Genomic DNA, 19,012 nt, shown 5'->3' with positions numbered 1-19,012 from the left:
CACACCTGTGGCGAGTCATGCTCGCAGATGAAAAACGGGGCATTCGAGCCATATCGAGAGAATCCCTCACTGCCGCTTGACAAATAGAGAGGCACCAGAGCTGCCGTTGCACTGGCCACGTCGGAAGCAGGTCCCAAGTCGTCGCTACGGATACCGAATGCCTCGAGCGCACGAACTCCTCGTCGGACCAGATCTGTCACGACAGCGGCCAGCAGGCTCGGCCCTAGTTCTTCCTCTATGCCCGAGGGCTCGAGGCGAAGGCTTGTCAGAAGCACTGCGTCCGAGCTGACCGGGCTGGTGGGAAACAGTTGCGCGCGCGGGATCATGCGGGGAGGGGCGTACAACGCACTGCCGAGCGGCTTTCCGTCGCGGACGGCGACCTGTCCGCACGAACCCCACTCGAGCATGACCATCGACAGCCAGGCTTCCTTCTCGAATTCCTGATCACAGAATCCTCGGGCGTCATGAAGCGCGCCCGGGTCCATCTCCCAGAACACGCATCGGCGCGCATGGGCGGAAAGCTGATCGAGGCTGTCGAGTGTGAGAGAGGTGATGACGTGAGTCGACACTGACTAACTCACTCTCCGTAGGTCCCCGAAGCGGTTTTGATGCTCGCCCGCCGCTTTTCTCTTCTCCAGGATAGGCCAGCTACGACATGTCGGCAGTGGCACGAGAGTTGATCGCCCTAATGTATTGCTGTTCAACATCTTTCGTCCCGCTTCAAGATTTCGAGAAGCTCGGACCACCTAGATTTGTCACAGTGACGAAAATAGGTGGTGTGCCCGGTCATCATGATTACGTCACCAAACGGGCATCCGAGTTCTCTACTTGGATTTCTGTGCTTCCATCATTCCGACGATGCGTTGTAGGTCGTCGACCGAGCCGAATTCGACCACAATCTTTCCCTTCCGCTTGCCCAGACTGACAGTCACCCGAGTGTCGAACGAGTCCGACAACCGCTCGGCCACATCCTGCAGACCCGGCATCACGATGGGCTTGCGCTTCTGTGGGGGAGCGATCTCATTATCCGCCCGGTTGGCCAGAGTGACTGCTTCCTCCGTCGCGCGAACAGACATTCCTTCCGCGACGATGCGCGCCGCCATGACCTCCTGAGCGTCGGCACCCGCCTCGAGGGACAGCAGTGCGCGAGCATGGCCGGCCGAAAGTACACCGGCCGCAACGCGACGCTGAACCGCCACCGGCAGCTTCAGCAGACGAATCATGTTGGTCACGACGGGACGCGAACGTCCGATCCGATTGGCCAATTCTTCGTGGGTGACTTCGAACTCCTCGAGCAGCTGCTGATACGCCGCTGCCTCCTCGAGGGGGTTCAACTGCACTCGATGGATGTTCTCGAGGAGCGCGTCGCGCAGCATCGAGTCGTCATCTGTTTCACGAATGATCGCCGGAATCTTCTCCAGCCCGGCTTCCTGGCTCGCGCGCCAGCGACGCTCACCCATGACAAGTTGGTACTTGTCACCGTGACGACGGACCACGATCGGCTGCATCAAGCCGAACTCGCGGATCGAGTGAACCAACTCCGCGAGTGCTTCCTCGTCGAAAACGCTGCGAGGCTGCTTCGGGTTCGTCTCGATCAGGCTCGGTTCGATCTCGAGATAGACCGCGCCGGTCGGCTCGAGTTCGGTCTCCGGCTCAGCTTCCACCGGAGCCTTCGCAGCCGACGCCTTGGTGGCTTTCGGCGTTTTCGGGGCCGCTTTGGTCGGTGGGGGAGGGGAGGGGTTGCGCTTGTCGACGCCGATTACGACGTCCGCTGCAGCCGATCCCAGACCCGGCGCCGTGGCCGGCCCAGTGGGGATGAGAGCAGCCAAGCCGCGGCCCAATCCACCTTTGCGTGCTTGACTCATCTCACTGCTCCTGGGTCGTCGTGGTGGCAGAGCGGGCGGCAAGTTCACGGCCGGCGTCGAGGTAACTCATGGCGCCACGCGAACCCGGGTCGTAGTCGAGAACTGTCATCCCGTATCCGGGAGCCTCGGACACCTTCACGCTGCGCGGAATCACAGCGCGCAGAACGGCCTCACCGAAGTGCTTGCGTACTTCTTCGGCGACCTGGTCGGCCAGCTTGGTGCGCCCGTCGTACATCGTCAGAAGGACGGTGGAGACATGCAGATCCGGGTTGAGATGAGCCTGGACGAGTTCGATGTTGCGGAGCAACTGACCGACCCCCTCGAGGGCGTAGTACTCGCACTGGATCGGGATCAGAACTTCCTTGGCAGCGACCATCGCGTTGACGGTCAGCAGTCCCAGCGAGGGCGGGCAGTCGATGAGGACGAAGTCGACGTCAAGCTCTGCTAGCACCTTGTCGTTGAGCGCGCCTTTGAGTCGATTCTCGCGGGCAACCATGGAGACCAATTCGATCTCGGCGCCCGCCAGATCGATCGTTGCCGGGATGCAGAGAAGGCGCTCACTGTGCGGGCTGGTCTGGATCGCCTCCGGGGCCTTCACTTCGCCTATGAGCAGCTCGTAGCTCGACGGGGTGCCCGAGGTATGGACGACGCCCAGAGCGGTGCTGGCGTTGCCCTGAGGGTCCAAATCGACCACAAGGACAGTGAGCCCTTGAAGAGCGAGCGCCGACGCAAGGTTCACCGTGGTCGTCGTCTTGCCGACGCCACCCTTCTGGTTCGCGATGGTGATCACGCGGCGGAACGCCGGCTTCGGCAGCGTCACCGAATGGGGATGAAGCACTTGGCTCGCTCGATGCGCGGCCGCCCCGATGGGGGTCTCCTCCGAGGAGATCGCCGCGTAGGGGGCGGTGAAATTGTCGTCGTCGTTGACGATCTGATCCGCACCCGCACTCGTGTGCTGCTTCGGTGTTTCACGTGAAACGGCGGATTCAGATCGACCCGACATTGACTGCTCCTTCGATTGGGAATCGATCACTAGGTGCTCTCATCATCTGTACATTGCTCTCGATTGCATGCGTGTAAATCATCAACGCTGGCGGCGCTTCGGGAGACGTTCGGCCTTCACCACAACAGTGGGGGTGCGGAGAATCTTGGCTCCGCATTCGAGTATTTCCAACTTACCTGCGCCCAACTTGGTGAGCGCCGTACGGTCTCGCTCGATCTCCTCGGAGGCGCTCGAACCCTTGAGTGCCAACATCCGGCCGTGCTCGTGAATGAGCGGGAGGGACCAACGTGCGAGCTTCTCGAGAGGCGCCACAGCTCGCGAGGTGACTACATCCGCGCCGCCCGCTTCCTTCACAACACCCGATTCCTCGGCTCGCCCTCGGACAACCAAGACGTCCAATCCGTTGGACTCGATGAACTCCGCGAGGTACACCGAGCGTCGAAGCAACGGTTCGACCAGAGTCACTTTCAAGTCCGGGCGGGCGATTGCGAGAGGGATACCGGGTAGGCCGGCGCCGCTTCCAACGTCCACAACCGACTCGCCTTCGGCAATCAACTCACCGATGACGGCGCAATTGAGAAGGTGACGCTCCCACAGTCGAGGGACTTCACGGGGACCAATGAGCCCGCGCTCGACACCATCCGTCGCCAGGGATTGGTAATACCGTTCCGCGATCTCATATCTGTCACCGAACACTGCGCGCGCAGTCTCTTGTTCGTCCCAGTCAACCGACGCCGCACCATTCTGTTCCACGTGAAACATCCTCCCGCGTAAACCGCGAAATCAACAATCAAGACCGAAATCATTATCCGCTCTGGAGCCGACATGTGTTCGCTTCTGCACACCGACTCGCTGTGAGTCTGCCGACTCGTTCATTCTTTGGGAAGTATTCGGCCCAAAATTCAAGCGGGGGAGGGGAGGGGTTCACGTTCCACGTGAAACATCGCGCTGATAAGTCTTCCAATTCTGACGCGTTTCACGTGAAACATAGCCGGGCGATCGAATGCAGATAGGAGCGCAATTCTTAGTATCATCACAGTGACGAAACTGCCATGGGTAGTTACATGGATGGAATTCTGACCCAAAAAGACCAATTTTCGATGAAAAAGTCGTTGCAAAAGATCGCCGACGTCGGACTGCAGAACGGACTCGGTCAGTCAGATCCTCTCTGTAGGTCGACTCGGAAAACAGACTTCGATTCCAGATCTCGGACAGCTTCGGTATCTCATCGCCGGTTGTTGCGAGCGATACATCCGTCGGCTTGACACCCCTGTTGCGGGACACCGAAGACTTGGCATCGCAAACCGCGAATCAATCCAAGGAGCTTCGCACCACAGGATGCGCATGGAGAGTTCGCCTTCGATGTGGATACCGGTGTCGGCGGGAAGATCAAAGTCGAGCAGGGGACCTGCCCGATGCGCAGGATGAATTCCTGCGCCTAGGCTCTGCGCGATTAAGATCCGCGCTTGGTGCGGGAGTTGTTGGACGGCAAGGACTACCTGTTGGTGCATACCGAACCCGGAACCAACAAGATCACCGCTTACGAGTTCGATCCGGGCACAGCGAAGTCCTTCCACCTCGAACAGTCCGGATCCGCCCTCATGACGAGACCAGCAGCAGGTGTGGGCGCGACGCCGATCGCACACCCCGCGAGTCAACCGAGCTCAAGGCGGTCCCATGATTACCCCGACGCGGTCCGCAGTGTATGGACCGGAGCCCGTGTAGGCGATGTCGATTCCGGTTTGCTTGGCAAAGTAGTCGCCGCCGATCTCACCCCGAAGCCCGCAACAACATCATCGACTTTGCGTGGCGACGAAGCCCATTCGATGTGAGTGGTCCGATTCGTGTGAGGAGCGCGCAAACCTGTTCCCGCACCGGATGCGATCTCGCCGACCTCGATCGCTAGTCCTCGTCCTCGTACTCCGGTTCGGGCTCATCCACCCATGCCTGATATCCCGGACTCGTCAGACGCAAGTCGATCGCATTGACACCCAGGTGCAGTGAAATGACCGCTTTCGGCAGGTCCCACCGGAGAGCTGTCTTTGGTTCGGGTTCGGCGCTCGTGGCTGTCCCCAGGAGTGCGGTAAATGCCACATCGAGGTTCGTGAACCCTTCGTCCAGCAGCGGGCGCACCACTGTCATGGGCGTAGCGTCATCTGCCACGTCCGTGACGAAGATCGAGATCCAATTCATTCTGTGTTGCCGCCCGAACATTATCGATTCGGACTGACCAACACGGAGTCCGGTCCGAATCGAGGCGCCGGTCTGATCCAATTCAACGACCTCCCATCCAGCCTGTGCGCAGAAGGGTTCCAGGTCGTCGACGGACCAGGTCCAGTCAAATTCTGCGGCGAGGCGGGCAATCCGGGTGGCGCCTTCGATGTCGACGTGCATGTGCGGATGCTACTTCCTTCGTGATCGTTGTTGACGACGCCCCAATCCGGGGGCCGTCAAAGTGAGGGCTCGCGGGTTGTCGGTCATCGGATGCCAGCGCCGAGGTGGCGACCTTGCCAGCAGGCCTGACGACGTCAGGTCGGGGATCCATTGTGGTGGCAATCTGAGTCGGAGTTCGAGGGCTCGGGCAACAACCATCGATCCGGTTTCACGTGAAACGAAGGCCGACTATTCGGTCTGGGGGAGGGGAGGGGCTCACATGTAGTACGGCATGTTGTCGATCGAATATCCGAACATGCACAGTGCACCCCCGACGAACAAGAAGGCAATCGCGAAGCTGAGCATGACCGGTCTTCCGGATCGCCATGCCAGTGCAAGTGGAATGAATACGACGGCGACTACTCCCAGCGGCAACAACCAGCAGAGCCAATACTTCAGACCGCCCGGCGGAAAGGACTGGACTTCCATCTTCTGCTGTAGTTCGAAGACCACGGGCCAATAGCTCAGGCCGCACACGAGCATCCCTATCAAGGCCCCAAGGGTCATCAATCTGAGAGAGAATCCGGACCGCTCGTTGGACGTGTCGACAACGATAGGCAGACCTTCACCGTGGCGCCGGATTCGGTTTCACGTGAAACACTCTCGGACACAAAAGCGGGCCCCGGAAAATCCGGGGCCCGCATTCGATCAGGGGGGAGTGTCAGTCCTTGAGGACAACCACTCGACGAGACGGCTCAGCGCCTTCGCTCTCGCTGGAAACACCGGCGACCTTGGCGACGGCGTCGTGCACGATCTTGCGTTCGAACGGCGTCATCGGAGCAAGCTCTTCGCGTTCGCCGGTCTCGAGAACACGCTGTGCAGCTTCCGCACCGAGAGCACTGAGTGCCTCGCGCCGGCCCGCACGCCACCCGGCGATGTCGAGCATCAAGCGGCTGCGCTCTCCGGTCGACTGCTGAACTGCCAGACGAGTCAGCTCCTGGAGAGCATCCAGAACCTCACCCTTGCGTCCCACGAGCTTGGTCAGGTCGTCGCCGCCGTCGATGCTGACGATCGCCCGATCGCCCTCGACGTCAAGGTCGATGTCTCCGTCGAAATCGAGAACGTCGAGCAACTGCTCGAGGTAGTCGCCGGCGATCTCGCCCTCTTCGATCAGGTCGTCATCGGAATCGTCGATGTCTACATCCACATCGGTAACCGGCGCAGTGGTCTCGGTGCTCACGTCTGCGTTCTCTCCATCCACAACGATGTCAGCTTCACTGGACATTGGTCGTTCTCTTTCCTGGATCAGCGCCGTTTATTGCGCTTGGGGGAGTTGCCGCGGTTGCTCTGTGGCCGGTTCTGTTTGGGTTTCGACGTGGAACCACCACTGGAACCCGAGGGCTTCGGCTGTGGCTTCTTGAGCGAAACTTCCGGGGCGTCACCGTCGTCGTCGGCTGAATCCGCGGTCTTCAGCGCAGCCGGAGATCCCTTCTTCTTGCTGGGATCGGGACGGGCACCGGGCTTGGGCGCATTGTCGTTGCGGCGAGTGATCGCTTCCTGCTTCTTGGCTTCTTCTTCCGCGTCGATCTTGCGGAAGACGAGGTGCTGCTGACCGTAGGTCCAGATGTTGTTCGACACCCAGTACAGGAGGATCGCGATCGGAAGGAACGGTCCACCGACCAGAACACCGAGCGGGAAGACGTACAGGGCGAGCTTGTTCATGATCGCGGACTGCGGGTTCGCGGCAGCTGCTTCGCTCTGACGGGCAACAGAAGCGCGTGAGTTGAAGTGCGTCGCGATGCTGGCGATGATCATCAGCGGAGCGGCCACGAGGATGATGTTCAGTCGTGACGGAAGCTCGGGAACGTTCTCGGTGACGTAGGCCTGAAGCTGCGCAACCGGCGTCGTGATCGCGGCCGAGATGGGCGCGCCGAACAGACGAGCATCCAGGAACGACTGGACGTCAGTGGCCGAGAAGACGTAGTTCGGGGTGTTGAGGTTGTCCTCGGCGCTCATGCCCAGCTGGCCCATGCCGGTGCCGGTGCGGTTGAACGAGCGCAGGACGTGGAACAGACCGATGAACACCGGAGCCTGAGCCAAGACCGGGAGACAGCCCATGATCGGGTTGAATCCGTGCTCCTTCTGGAGCTTCTGCATCTCGACGGCCTGGCGCTGACGGTCGCCCGAATACTTCTTCTGCAATGCCTTGATCTGTGGCTGCAGTTCCTGCATCTGACGCGTCGTGCGGACCTGCTTCACGAACGGCTTGTACAGAACCGCACGCAAGGTGAACACCAGGAACACCACGGAAAGCGCCCAGGCTATTCCGTTGTCCGGGCCGAGAATGAACCCGAAGACCTTGTGCCAGACCCACAGAATCGCGGATACCGGATAGTAGATGAAATTGAGCACGGCTCTAAGTACTCCTCTGTTCGTCCGTCGGACTGTGACACGCTGCGCGTGCTTCCGGACAGCTATGGCGGCTACCCGCATCACGGTCACGACGGGCAGGGACAGGGTCCCACCCTCCAGAATGCCAGGGGGCACACTTCGCCAACCGCACCACAGTCAAGAAAAGGCCTTTGATCGCCCCGTGAGTGCGCAGCGCTTCGACTGCGTATTCACTGCAGGTGGGGGTGAACCGGCAGGTCGGCATCCTCAAGGGCGACACATACGTCCGGTACAACTCGATACAGAAGATGAGAACAGTGGCGGGAGCGCGACGCACAGCCTTCAACACCGTGATGACACGGGAGGCTCTGGGAGTCTCGATCTGCTCAGAGAGCGGAGTACTCATGGCTCTTCACTTACCGACACCAATAGGTTCATTTTGGTCAGGCCCCCGCGCAACTGCTTGGCCAGTTCGGCTGAACTGGCGGTAGCTGCACCCGGAAGTGCGCGGATAACCACGTCCGTCTCCGGCGAAACCTGCCCGACGAAATCTGCACAGATATGACGAAGCCGGCGTGCGACTCGATGTCGAATCACCGCCGGCCCGACAGCCTTGCTCACGATCAGCCCGAAACGGGGACCGTGATTTGTTACTACCAGCGCCTCTACTTGCTCGCGATCGAACGCGTGCACGACAAGGTCGCGTCTTCCCATACGACGCCCGCGTCGCACCGCCACGGAGAAATCCGCGTGGCGACGCAACCGAGACGGCTCAGGCAACACCCCGAGCTCCTGAACTCGAAATCAGATCAGGCGGTGAGGGAATCGCGGCCCTTACGGCGACGCGCCGAAACGATTGCACGACCCGCACGGGTACGCATACGAAGACGGAAGCCGTGAACACGCGCGCGGCGGCGATTATTCGGCTGGAACGTCCGCTTGCCCTTGGCCACGGTCAACACTCCTCGAAGTTCATTGACGCCTCCCGGCGTCATTCAGTGATCGACGCCTTACGGCGCCTTTGGATCCAACAGGTACAGAACAATCAACTTCACTCGTTGTGGCTTGGAAGACCGATCCGACCTGACATATGTAGCCAGCACGAAGCGATCACCACCAGCGGGTGACCGTTCGAGGTTACTTACCACCGTTGCCAAGGTCAAACCAGCCCGATTCGGAGCCCTCCCGCGGCAACCACGGCGACACGCCGATACTTACATCATTCCGCAGATTCCATTCACAGTGTGCATACGGCCGTGACCTCGAGCGAGGCGGCAAGTGTGACCTTGGCAACAGTTCCGCTACGGACTGCAGGTGACCCGAAGGCAACCCGGACAGTTCCACCGGCGCATGCTCTCGACAAGGCCTCATCAGCACATACGGGCACGAGCGCCGGACGCGACCCCGAATCCCGAGTTTCCACATTCATCCACAGGGCTGTGAGTGTTGACGCATCCCCGACACCAAGTGGCGAACGCCTCGAGTTCCGACAAAGTTGCAGGTAGATCAATTTCTCGATCACTTTGACGAATTTGGTTGACGAAAAAACCGACTCGGTGCAGGTTTGTCCACATCTGTGGATAATTGTGTGGAAACACAGCCCAGGTGGCATATTCGTAGCCTGTTACGGGGTTCTCACCCCGGGTGGTAATCCACCGAATCATTCGACGCCGCAGCCATACGCTCGGCAGCTGCAGCACACCCACTGTCGGCGAAACACGGGAAGGAACCACGTGAACGACGATCCCAACGCGCTCGCACGGGTCTGGGTCGACGTGGTTGCAGAACTCACGAGTGATGACCCCGGAAGTAATCTTCCGGCTTTGAGCAGCAAGCAGAATGCATTTGTCCGTCTGGTGAGGCCTCTCACACTTGCTCAGGGTTTTGCACTCCTCTCGGTTCCATCGCCATTTGCTCAAGAGACGATCGAGCGCGATCTACGCGAGCCGATCCTGCAGGCACTCGGACGCCACCTCGGCGGCCAGGTCGAGGGACTCGGTGTCCGCATCGCACTCGAAGACGATGCCGACGCACCCGCCGAACCGGTCGAGGAGCGCACGGGCAGCCGTCAGTTCGAGTCGGTCAACTCATCGGGCGCATACCGTCGGCGCAGATTCACCGAAGGCGACGGCGAACCTTCGGACTCCGAGACTGCCGAGACCGAAGAAGTCGACGACGACCGCGAAGCACTCGCGAGCGTTCACGAATCGTGGCCGTCGTACTTCACGAAGCCGCCCGCTACTCCTTCTGCTTCGGGGTCCGGCGCCAACAGCCTCAACGCGAAGTACACCTTCGACACTTTTGTGATCGGATCGTCCAACCGATTCGCTCATGCCGCTGCCGTCGCGATCGCGGAGGCGCCGGCGCGTGCCTACAACCCCTTGTTCATCTGGGGAGCTTCGGGCCTGGGCAAGACGCACCTTCTTCACGCCGCCGGCCACTACGCACAGCGACTGTTCCCCGGCATGCGGGTCAAGTACGTCTCGACCGAAGAATTCACCAACGACTTCATCAACAGTCTTCGTGACGACCGCAAGGTCGCGTTCAAGCGTCGCTACCGGGAAACGGATGTCCTGCTGGTCGACGACATCCAGTTCATCGAAGGCAAGGAAGGTATTCAGGAGGAGTTCTTCCATACCTTCAACACCTTGCACAACGCGAACAAGCAGATCGTCGTTTCCTCGGACCGTCCGCCCAAACAGTTGGCAACCCTCGAGGAGCGTCTGCGGACGCGCTTCGAATGGGGCCTGATCACCGACGTTCAGCCGCCTGAGCTCGAGACGCGTATCGCGATTCTGAGCAAGAAGGCGAGGATGGATCGCCTCGAGGTCCCGCACGACGTCCTCGAGTTGATCGCCAGCCGTATCGAGCGCAACATTCGTGAACTCGAGGGCGCGTTGATCCGCGTCACCGCTTTTGCCTCGCTCAACCGCCAGCCGTTGGATCTGACGTTGGCCGAGGTGGTCCTGCGCGATCTGATGCCCGATTCGTCGAGCCTCGAGATCAACGCGGCGACGATCATGGCGGTGACGGCCGAATACTTCAACATGTCGATCGACGACCTGTGTGGGCCGGGTAAGGCCCGGCCACTCGCTCAGGCCCGCCAGATCTCGATGTATTTGTGCCGTGAGCTCACTGATTTGTCCTTGCCGAAGATCGGTCAGACGTTCGGCCGTGACCACACGACGGTCATGTACGCCGACAAGAAGATCCGTAAGGAAATGACGGAACGCCGCAAGGTGTACGACCAGGTTCAGGAGTTGACCGCAAGGATCAAGCAGCGCTCCAAGCGTTGACCTGCACTTATTTCGATCGATGCCGCTCGAGGCAGAGGTTCCCTCGAGCGGCATCGGTGTATTCGAAGGGTTCCACGTGCGGTCCCCTCGAGGGCGGTTGTCCACCTCGAGGGACGACACGCCGGAGTCAGACACGCCGATGAGAACAAACTCTTCGTTTCTTGTGAAAAGTATTCACATCTGTGGATAAGTGTGTTGATAACTCCGAAAGTCTGTGGAGTTCTCGAGGAGGAATCCGAAAACTTTCAGAGAGTGCACAGAGGGGGTCGATTGGTCCTCGAGTCTGTCCTCGAGAAGTGCACAGGCCCTCGAGGGGACCTACCAGCGTCGACAACCGTTGCTCCACAGATTGCACAGGACTTATTACTACTACTGAGAATTTCCTAGGAAAAGCTCTTTGAAAATAGTTCTGGGGACAACTCCTGTTGAGAACCTCGCCTCAGGCTGCGCTCGCCGCGGCTTCGGCTTTCCACTTGCGCCCTCGAGGGCATACGGTGGGCATCGCTTGGTCTGTGTCAGACTTCAAGTGAGCTGATGCAGATCCGCAGCAGACGAACATGCCTACCGAGAGGAATAACCCGGCGATGGAGCTTGGAAGCCTGAAGTTTCGCGTTTCCCGGGAAGAGTTCGCTGATTCAGTAGCGTGGGTTGCTCGTAGCCTGCCCTCGAGGCCGCCCGTGCCGGTTCTCGGCGGAGTTCTTCTCGACGCAACCGAAGCCGGCCTCACCGTTTCCGGGTTCGACTACGAGGTATCCGCGCAGGTCCGCGTCTCGGCAGATGTCACAACTGCAGGTCAGGCACTCGTCTCCGGTCGCCTCCTCGCAGATATCACCAAGTCGCTTCCCAACAAGCCGGTCGATGTGACCCTCGAGGGCACTCGCGTGCTCATCTCGTGCGGAAGCGCCAAGTTCTCCCTGCCCACGATGCCGGTCGAGGACTACCCCCAGCTTCCGACGCTTCCGCAGCAGTCCGGGTCCATTCCCGTCGACCTGTTCTCCGAAGCCATCAGCCAGGTAGCTGTTGCAGCCGGCAAGGACGACACCCTTCCGATGCTCACGGGTATCCGTGTCGAGATCGAACAGAATTCGATCGTCCTCGCCGCTACCGACCGCTTCCGTCTCGCCGTACGTGAACTCGAGTGGACTCCGGCCAATCCCGACGTCCAGGCTGCTGTTCTCATCCCGGCCAAGACTTTGTCCGAGTCCGCGAAAACGCTTGCCGGCAATGCAAATTCGCCGGTCGAGTTGGCTCTCGGCTCCGGTACGACCATCGGAAACGACGGACTCCTCGGCATCGTCAACGACGGACGCCGCACCACGACGCGCCTCCTCGACGCCGAGTTCCCGAAGTTCCGTCAGTTGCTGCCTGCTCAGCACACCGCGATGGCAACGGTCGAGGTCACGCCTCTCATCGAGGCCATCAAGCGTGTAGCACTCGTCGCCGAGCGTGGCGCACAGGTTCGCATGCAGTTCTCCGCTGACGGCCTGCTCCTCTCTGCGGGTGGCGACGACGCCGGCCGCGCGGAAGAGACGCTCAACGCGTCGTTCCAGGGCGAAGCACTCACCATTGCGTTCAACCCCGGTTACCTGATCGACGGGTTGAATTCGCTTCACAGCGAAAACGTTCTGTTCGGCTTCACCACTCCCAGCCGTCCGGCTGTTCTTCGCCCCGCGGCCGAGGAAGAGCCCACGGCAGACGAGTCCGGTAACTTCGCTGCGCCCTCGAGCGAGTACACGTACCTGCTGATGCCGGTTCGCCTTCCGGGCTGAGTGGAACCCCGCACTTCAGTTCGCGCCTGACCAGGGAGAACAGTATGAAGATCGGACTCGTAGGTCTCGGCAAGATGGGCTTCAACATGCGTGAGCGCTTGCGCGCGCATGGCCTCGAGGTGATCGGATACGACCCTCGACCGGAAGTCACCGATGTCGGGTCACTTGCCGAACTCGCTGCTTCCCTCGAGGGACCTCGAGTCGTCTGGGTGATGGTTCCGGCCGGTGAAATCACCCAGAGCACCATTGCCGAACTGGCGGATGCCCTCGAGGGCGGTGATCTGGTCATCGACGGTGGGAACTCGCGTTACACCGACGACGCTGTCCATGCCGAGCTTCTGGGCGCCCGTGGGATCGGTTTCCTCGACTGCGGTGTCTCCGGTGGCATCTGGGGCCGTGAGAACGGCTACGGCCTGATGGTGGGCGGATCCGAGCCTGACGTCGAGAAGGCAATGCCGATCTTCGACGCCCTTCGCCCCGACGGTGAGGCTGCAGACGGCTTTGTCCACGCCGGTCCCGTCGGTGCTGGTCATTACGCGAAGATGGTGCACAACGGCATCGAATACGGCCTGATGCAGGCGTATGCCGAGGGGTACGAGCTCCTCGAGGCGGAAAGCCTGATCGCGGACGTTCCCGGCGTGCTCCGAGCTTGGTCGAAGGGGACCGTCGTACGTTCGTGGTTGCTCGATCTGCTTGTCGACGCCCTCGAGGAAGATCCGGAGCTTGCGCAGATCACGGGCTATACCGAGGATTCCGGCGAGGGCCGCTGGACGGTCGAGGAAGCTATCAAGCACGCTGTGCCCGCTCCCGTCATCTCCGCTGCTCTGTTCGCGAGATTTGCTTCACGACAGGATGATTCACCGGCCATGAAGGCTGTGTCCGCCTTGCGCAATCAGTTCGGCGGTCACGCGGTCAAGAGCGCTTCGCCCAAGAATTCGGCTTCTGGAAGCTAAGTGTTCGTTCGTAGATTTTCGCTGCGGGACTTCCGATCCTGGGATTCGCTGACGCTTGACCTCACACCGGGAACAACCGTTTTCCTCGGTTCGAACGGGCACGGTAAAACCAACGTCCTCGAGTCACTCGGGTATCTGTCGACGCTGTCGTCTCATCGAGTGTCCACGGATGCACCGATGATCCGCAGCGGTTCCGCCAGTGCTTTTGCCGGTGCAACGGTGGTCAACAACGGACGCGAACTGACCATCGACGTCGAACTGATCGAGGGAAAGTCCAACCGCGCCAGGATAAATCAGTCTCCGACGCGTCGTCCGCGGGAAGTGCTGGGGATTCTGCAGTCGGTGATGTTCGCGCCGGAAGATCTGTCGTTGGTTCGCGGAGATCCTGGTGATCGTCGACGCTATCTCGACGAGTTGTTGACGTCCCGGATACCCCGAATGGCTGCTGTCCGTGCGGATTACGACAAAGTTCTGCGTCAGCGCTCAGCCCTACTCAAAACTGCCGGTGCGGCTTTGCGTCGCGGTTCTCGTGGTGGCGAGTCCGACAACGTCCTCTCCACCCTTGAGGTGTGGGACGGGCATCTGGCCGCTCACGGCGCACAATTGTTGGCCGGGCGCCTCGAGTTGGTCCATGATCTGGCGCCGCATCTGGCGGAGTCGTATCGTTCCATCGCACCCGAATCCCGGCCGGCGTCGATTCGATACAAGAGCAGTCTGGGGTCCTCGTTGGATCCCGAATTCACCGATCCTGCAAGGATTTCCGGTATCGACGACGTTGCATACCTCGAGGAGAGATTCCATCTCGAGTTGGCGCAGATGAGGTCGAAGGAAATCGATCGCGGAGTGTGTCTGGTCGGTCCGCATCGGGACGACCTGGAGCTGATTCTCGGCGACAGTCCGGCGAAAGGTTTTGCCAGCCATGGTGAATCGTGGTCTTTTGCGCTTTCGCTGAGACTGGCAGGTTTTGCTCTGTTGCGCGCGGACGGCAGCGACCCGGTCCTGATGCTCGACGATGTCTTCGCGGAATTGGACCGTCGTCGCCGTCGTGCGCTCGCCACCGTTGCCGCCACCGCAGAACAGGTACTGATCACAGCTGCTGTTCCCGAGGACGTACCGGACGAACTCGAGGCGGCCAAGTTCGGCGTCGAAGCCTCCGATACCGGAGACGGTCGGATATCCCGGATAGTGCCCGTAGGCTCGACAGATCAGGAGGTCGAGTTCGATGACTGAAGACAGCAGCGCGGCTCCGGAGCCCGAGCTCAAAGGGATCGATCTGGCGCGCCGTGCCCTCGAGGAGGCACGCGCGACGGCAAAGGCCAACGGCAAGGCCGTCGGGCAGGGGCGATCGTCGCCCAAATACGGAAGTGGCCGACCGCGTCGACGCAGCGGTTGGTCCGGCCCCGGCCCGGATGCGCGGGACCCTCAGCCGTTCGGCGCTCTCACCAGCGCTATCTCTAAATCGCGTGGGTGGTCCCCCAAGGTGTCCGAGGGCACGGTCCTCGGTCGGTGGCCGCAGGTCGTCGGAGAAGACATCTCCGCGCACGCCGAGCCGATCTCTCTGAAAGAAGGTGTTCTCAGCATCTCCGCCGAGTCGACGGCGTGGGCTACCCAGTTGCGCATGATGCAGTCCCAGATTCTGGCCAAGATCGCTGCTGCCGTCGGTGACGGCGTCGTGAAGACACTGCGGATCACCGGTCCGAGTGCGCCTAGCTGGCGCAAGGGAGAAAGGCATGTGAAAGGCCGCGGACCTCGCGATACGTACGGCTGAGGAAAACTCAACCAGGCCCTGGTTCTACCTATTACTTCGTGTTACAGTTAAAACTCGCTAGTGAGTGAACTGTGTCACAAGGCTGTCGTTCCCCACCGATCGGCAGGCATGAAGGAGTAGCTAGATGTCGCAGAAGATATCGACACCCGCTTCGTCGTTCGCCGAGCCGGATCACATCCTGTTGCAGGCTCGCAATGTCGAGTTCGACTGGTCCGATCTGCCCATGCACTGGATTCCGGGCGATCCGTTCAGCACACACGTTCTCAACGTGCTTCACCTTCTCCTCCCCGCCGGTGAGGAATGGTTTGTCGAGACCTTCAAGGAAGCTCTTCCTCTGATCGAGGACGAGAAACTCCGTGAAGACGTCGTCGGATTCATCGGCCAAGAGGCGATGCACTCCAACGCGCACTCGGGTGTCCTGGTCCATCTCAAGGAAAACGGCCTCGATCCGACGCCGTACACCCAGCAGATGGAGTGGGCATTCTCGAAGCTGCTCGGACCGCGTCCGATGACGGGTCTGCGTGCCGAGAATCACCTGGTGGAGCGCTTGGCGATCATCGCGGCCATCGAACACATCACTGCTTTCCTCGGCGACTGGGTGCTCAACGCCAAGGGACTGGACAAAGCCGGCATGCACCCGACCATGCTTGATCTCCTTCGCTGGCATGGCGCCGAAGAAGTCGAACACCGCGCCGTCGCGTACGACGTGATGCGCTACTTCGACAAGCGTGAGACCCGCCGGATCCGTACCCAGATCCTCGTCACGCCCGCAATCGTGTGGCTGTGGATTCGTGGAACCCGGTTCCTGATGCGCAACGATCCCGAACTTGCCGCTCAGGCCCCCAGCCGTCGACGACCCCACCTGTCCGATTTCATCGCGGCCGGTAAGCGCGGCACAGTTCCCACGTCGTTCGAGCTGGTCAAGCGGATGTCGACCTACTTCAGCAAGTCCTATCACCCCAGTAACGAGGGCTCGACCGCCCAGGCGGTGCAATACCTCGCGTCGTCACCCGCAGCCCAGGCGGCCGCACGGTGATTTCACTCTCGAGGGTCAAGGACGTCATCTCCGGGCACGACGGGTTGCCGCGGTTTCCGGCGCCACCCGATCTGTCCGGCAAGAACCGTCCCGACCGCGCCATGCGCATCACGGAGTTGTTGGCGGACAAGTACCTTCGGGTGTTGACGGCCTACGACTACAACCCCGAGATCGCGGGCCACAACCCCGACACGGCCATGAACATGGTGGTCAGCACACGTGAGGTGGTGGCGACTGACGAGAACGTCGTTCGCCTGCGCTTCGAATCCGCCGACGGCTCACCGATTCCGCCGTGGCATCCGGGTTCGCACCTGGACTTCCATCTACCTTCGGGTCTGCGGCGTCAGTATTCGCTGTGCGGCGACCCGGCCGATCGCACGGGATACAGCGTCGCGGTGCGCCGGATCCCCGACGGCGGTGGCGGTTCCATCGAGATGCACGCTCTCCAGCCCGGTGAGCACGTCACGGTACGCGGACCACGCAACGGCTTCCCGTTTGTCGGAGAAGGCAGCGCGTTGTTCGTCGCCGGCGGCATCGGTATCACGCCGATCATCGCAATGGTCCGTGCGGCAAGAGAATTGGGGATGGACTGGTACTTCGTGTACTCGGGCCGCTCCCGTGAATCCATGCCGTTCCTCGACGAGATCGCAACCTGGGATCCCGAGCGTGTCTTCGTGCGCCCGGACGACGAGTTCGGATTGCCCACCACCACAGACCTTCTCGGACGAGCGCCGGTCGGCGGCGCCGTGTACTGCTGTGGCCCGACGCCGATGCTCGATGCCGTCCGCCGCGGTTTCCGCGATACACCCTCCACCGCTTTGCATTTCGAGCGGTTCGGGGCTCCGCCGGTGATCGACGGCAAGGAATTCGAAGTGCAGCTTGTCAATTCGGGACAGGTGCTCACCGTGCCCGCCGACGAGTCCGCGCTCGACGTCATCAAGAAGACATTGCCCGGTGTCGGGTACTCGTGTCAGCAGGGTTTCTGCGGAACCTGTCGTGTGAAGGTACTCGCGGGTAAACCCGATCACCGCGAAAGGCGTCTGACCGACACCGAACAGGAAACGGAGATGCTCATCTGCGTATCCCGTTCCGACGGTGGACGTCTCGTTCTCGATCTCTAGATATTTCCCGACTCCGAAGGGTTCGACAATGTCGAAGCACTCTCCTGTCCATGCCGTGACCGCGCGTCGCGTGACCAACGGTTCCGTCAGCCTGGCCGTGTTCGAGCAGGGCAAGGCAGACGGCGAGACCATCGTCCTGGTGCATGGTTGGCCCGACACCCATGAACTGTGGAACCGCATCGTGCCTTTGCTGGCAGACGACTTCCGCGTCGTCAGCTACGACAGCCGCGGGGCCGGTGAGAGCACAATCCCCTCGAGGGTGCAGGACTACCAACTGAGCGCACTGGCCGGCGATCTTTTTGCCGTCATCGACGCGGTCAGCCCGGGCAAGCCGGTGCACGTCCTCGCGCACGACTGGGGATCCGTCGAAACGTGGGAAGCGGTCTGCGAGCCGGGTGCCGAAGAGAAGATCGCGTCGTTCTCGTCCATCTCGGGCCCCAATCTCGATCATCTCGGCAAGTGGATCCGGGCGAGCGCGTCCAAGCGTCGTTTCCTCGGCCCGGCGGCGCAGGGAATTGCGTCGGCCTACACCGTTCTGTTCCAGATTCCCGGGCTGTGCACCCTTCCGTTGCGTCTGTGGTTCTCCAAGCACTGGCCGGCATTTCTGGGCTTCTTCGACGGTCTGGACCCCCGTGTGGTCAACACCGCGCCCACCATCGCCGACGACATGGTGAACGGACTCAAGCTTTATCGCGCGAACATCCGGCCGTCGCTCGGCAAGCCGCGGGATCGGTACACGGACGTGCCTGTTCAGCTCATTCTGAACAAGTACGACAAAGCCGTTCGTCCGGTGGGATACGAAGACACCGAAAAATGGGTCTCCGACCTGCAGCGACGTGAAATTGCCGCGGGACACTGGTCGCAGTTTTCACATCCGGGTGAGGTTGCCGAACATGCGCGGGCATTTATCGCGAGCCTGAGAGAGCGTCGCTCGGAGAAGCAAAGTTCCTAGCGTTTCACCTTCCGGGGATCGTAAAAATTCGTCTGCGGCGCAGCCAGGGGTGTCATTGGCCGCTTCTAGTCGGTGCTTACCAGTAAGATGGTCAACGGTAACTAGCGGCAACATTCTCGAACCCGCTCCGACGACACCCGCAAGGGCTTGCTGACGGCTGCGCTCGAGTATTGACGGAGAAGGAGAGCTACCCACCCGTGGCTGCCCAGAAGTCAGATACAAGCACTTCCAGCAAGGACTACAACGCGTCGTCCATCACCGTCCTCGAAGGACTCGAGGCGGTACGTAAGCGTCCAGGCATGTACATCGGTTCCACCGGTGAACGCGGCCTGCACCACCTCATTTGGGAGGTCGTCGACAACTCGGTCGACGAGGCGATGGCCGGACACGCCACCAAGGTCGAGGTCACCCTCCTCGAAGACGGCGGAATCCGCGTCATCGACGACGGCCGTGGCATCCCGGTCGGCATGCACGCCTCCGGAGTT

21 protein-coding genes are annotated in these 19,012 nt (G+C 60.9%); 10 read left to right on the top strand and 11 right to left on the bottom strand.

Going from position 1 to position 19,012, the window contains the following annotated elements:
* From A2J01_RS25900 to rsmG, 4 genes are all read right to left on the bottom strand, one after another.
* Positions 1-569: hypothetical protein (locus A2J01_RS25900; RefSeq protein WP_231915912.1), on the bottom strand; the 569-nt coding region annotated here is incomplete at its 3' end.
* A gap of 255 nt (positions 570-824) precedes the next feature.
* The gene (locus tag A2J01_RS25895) at positions 825-1,865 is read right to left on the bottom strand and encodes a ParB/RepB/Spo0J family partition protein (protein ID WP_054188731.1); all 1,041 of its coding nucleotides are present in this window, start codon (positions 1,863-1,865) and stop codon (positions 825-827) included.
* A gap of 1 nt (position 1,866) precedes the next feature.
* Positions 1,867-2,868, bottom strand: coding sequence for a ParA family protein (locus tag A2J01_RS25890; protein WP_003942510.1), 1,002 nt, complete (start codon positions 2,866-2,868; stop codon positions 1,867-1,869).
* An 81-nt stretch (positions 2,869-2,949) separates the two neighbouring features.
* Positions 2,950-3,630, bottom strand: coding sequence for a 16S rRNA (guanine(527)-N(7))-methyltransferase RsmG (gene rsmG / locus A2J01_RS25885; protein WP_039973059.1), 681 nt, complete (start codon positions 3,628-3,630; stop codon positions 2,950-2,952).
* A 704-nt stretch (positions 3,631-4,334) separates the two neighbouring features.
* Between rsmG and A2J01_RS25880 the strand changes: the two genes are divergently transcribed.
* Positions 4,335-4,700: a hypothetical protein gene (locus A2J01_RS25880; protein ID WP_156519410.1), complete on the top strand. Its 366-nt coding sequence runs from the start codon at positions 4,335-4,337 to the stop codon at positions 4,698-4,700.
* Between the two features lie 70 nt (positions 4,701-4,770).
* Here A2J01_RS25880 and A2J01_RS25875 read toward each other — a convergent pair whose 3' ends face one another.
* The 7 genes from A2J01_RS25875 to rpmH form a co-directional block, all read right to left on the bottom strand.
* Complete coding sequence (locus A2J01_RS25875) at positions 4,771-5,262, bottom strand: DUF6301 family protein (protein ID WP_047272667.1); 492 nt, start codon at positions 5,260-5,262, stop codon at positions 4,771-4,773.
* 255 nt (positions 5,263-5,517) lie between these two features.
* Positions 5,518-5,808 (bottom strand): hypothetical protein, encoded by a 291-nt coding sequence (locus A2J01_RS25870; protein WP_156519409.1) that lies wholly within the window; start codon positions 5,806-5,808, stop codon positions 5,518-5,520.
* 154 nt (positions 5,809-5,962) lie between these two features.
* Positions 5,963-6,526: a Jag family protein gene (locus A2J01_RS25865; protein WP_003942504.1), complete on the bottom strand. Its 564-nt coding sequence runs from the start codon at positions 6,524-6,526 to the stop codon at positions 5,963-5,965.
* A gap of 20 nt (positions 6,527-6,546) precedes the next feature.
* A complete protein-coding gene (gene yidC, locus A2J01_RS25860; protein WP_003942570.1) occupies positions 6,547-7,653 on the bottom strand; it encodes a membrane protein insertase YidC in 1,107 nt (368 codons plus the stop codon).
* 4 nt (positions 7,654-7,657) lie between these two features.
* A complete protein-coding gene (gene yidD / locus A2J01_RS35450; protein WP_007729147.1) occupies positions 7,658-8,038 on the bottom strand; it encodes a membrane protein insertion efficiency factor YidD in 381 nt (126 codons plus the stop codon).
* Complete coding sequence (gene rnpA, locus A2J01_RS25855; protein WP_019746209.1) at positions 8,035-8,415, bottom strand: ribonuclease P protein component; 381 nt, start codon at positions 8,413-8,415, stop codon at positions 8,035-8,037. Before rnpA ends, yidD begins: the two co-directional genes overlap by 4 nt.
* Before the next feature lie 26 nt (positions 8,416-8,441).
* Positions 8,442-8,585 (bottom strand): 50S ribosomal protein L34, encoded by a 144-nt coding sequence (rpmH, locus tag A2J01_RS35445; RefSeq protein ID WP_003942540.1) that lies wholly within the window; start codon positions 8,583-8,585, stop codon positions 8,442-8,444.
* 780 nt (positions 8,586-9,365) lie between these two features.
* Between rpmH and dnaA the strand changes: the two genes are divergently transcribed.
* From dnaA to A2J01_RS25810, 9 genes are all read left to right on the top strand, one after another.
* Positions 9,366-10,928, top strand: coding sequence for a chromosomal replication initiator protein DnaA (gene dnaA / locus A2J01_RS25850; RefSeq protein ID WP_064113890.1), 1,563 nt, complete (start codon positions 9,366-9,368; stop codon positions 10,926-10,928).
* Between the two features lie 584 nt (positions 10,929-11,512).
* Positions 11,513-12,697 (top strand): DNA polymerase III subunit beta, encoded by a 1,185-nt coding sequence (gene dnaN, locus A2J01_RS25845; protein WP_007729165.1) that lies wholly within the window; start codon positions 11,513-11,515, stop codon positions 12,695-12,697.
* A gap of 44 nt (positions 12,698-12,741) precedes the next feature.
* The gene (gene gnd, locus A2J01_RS25840; protein ID WP_047272670.1) at positions 12,742-13,650 is read left to right on the top strand and encodes a phosphogluconate dehydrogenase (NAD(+)-dependent, decarboxylating); all 909 of its coding nucleotides are present in this window, start codon (positions 12,742-12,744) and stop codon (positions 13,648-13,650) included.
* The gene (gene recF, locus A2J01_RS25835) at positions 13,651-14,880 is read left to right on the top strand and encodes a DNA replication/repair protein RecF (RefSeq protein ID WP_054828073.1); all 1,230 of its coding nucleotides are present in this window, start codon (positions 13,651-13,653) and stop codon (positions 14,878-14,880) included. It abuts the gene before it with no gap.
* The gene (locus tag A2J01_RS25830; protein WP_003942471.1) at positions 14,873-15,418 is read left to right on the top strand and encodes a DUF721 family protein; all 546 of its coding nucleotides are present in this window, start codon (positions 14,873-14,875) and stop codon (positions 15,416-15,418) included. Before recF ends, A2J01_RS25830 begins: the two co-directional genes overlap by 8 nt.
* Positions 15,419-15,542: 124 nt before the next feature.
* The gene (locus A2J01_RS25825) at positions 15,543-16,454 is read left to right on the top strand and encodes a metal-dependent hydrolase (protein WP_007729174.1); all 912 of its coding nucleotides are present in this window, start codon (positions 15,543-15,545) and stop codon (positions 16,452-16,454) included.
* Positions 16,454-17,575 (top strand): PDR/VanB family oxidoreductase, encoded by a 1,122-nt coding sequence (locus A2J01_RS25820; RefSeq protein ID WP_039973074.1) that lies wholly within the window; start codon positions 16,454-16,456, stop codon positions 17,573-17,575. Before A2J01_RS25825 ends, A2J01_RS25820 begins: the two co-directional genes overlap by 1 nt.
* A gap of 28 nt (positions 17,576-17,603) precedes the next feature.
* Entirely contained in the window at positions 17,604-18,527 is a 924-nt protein-coding gene (locus tag A2J01_RS25815; RefSeq protein WP_064113889.1) for an alpha/beta fold hydrolase, read from the top strand.
* Between the two features lie 197 nt (positions 18,528-18,724).
* Positions 18,725-19,012, top strand: a 288-nt coding sequence (locus A2J01_RS25810; RefSeq protein ID WP_231915911.1) for an ATP-binding protein, incomplete at its 3' end; no start/stop codon positions are given.

The organism is Rhodococcus sp. EPR-134, from assembly GCF_001647205.1.
GTDB classification, from domain to species: Bacteria; Actinomycetota; Actinomycetes; order Mycobacteriales; family Mycobacteriaceae; genus Rhodococcus_F; species Rhodococcus_F qingshengii.
This window is presented reverse-complemented; position numbering and strand designations above follow the sequence as displayed.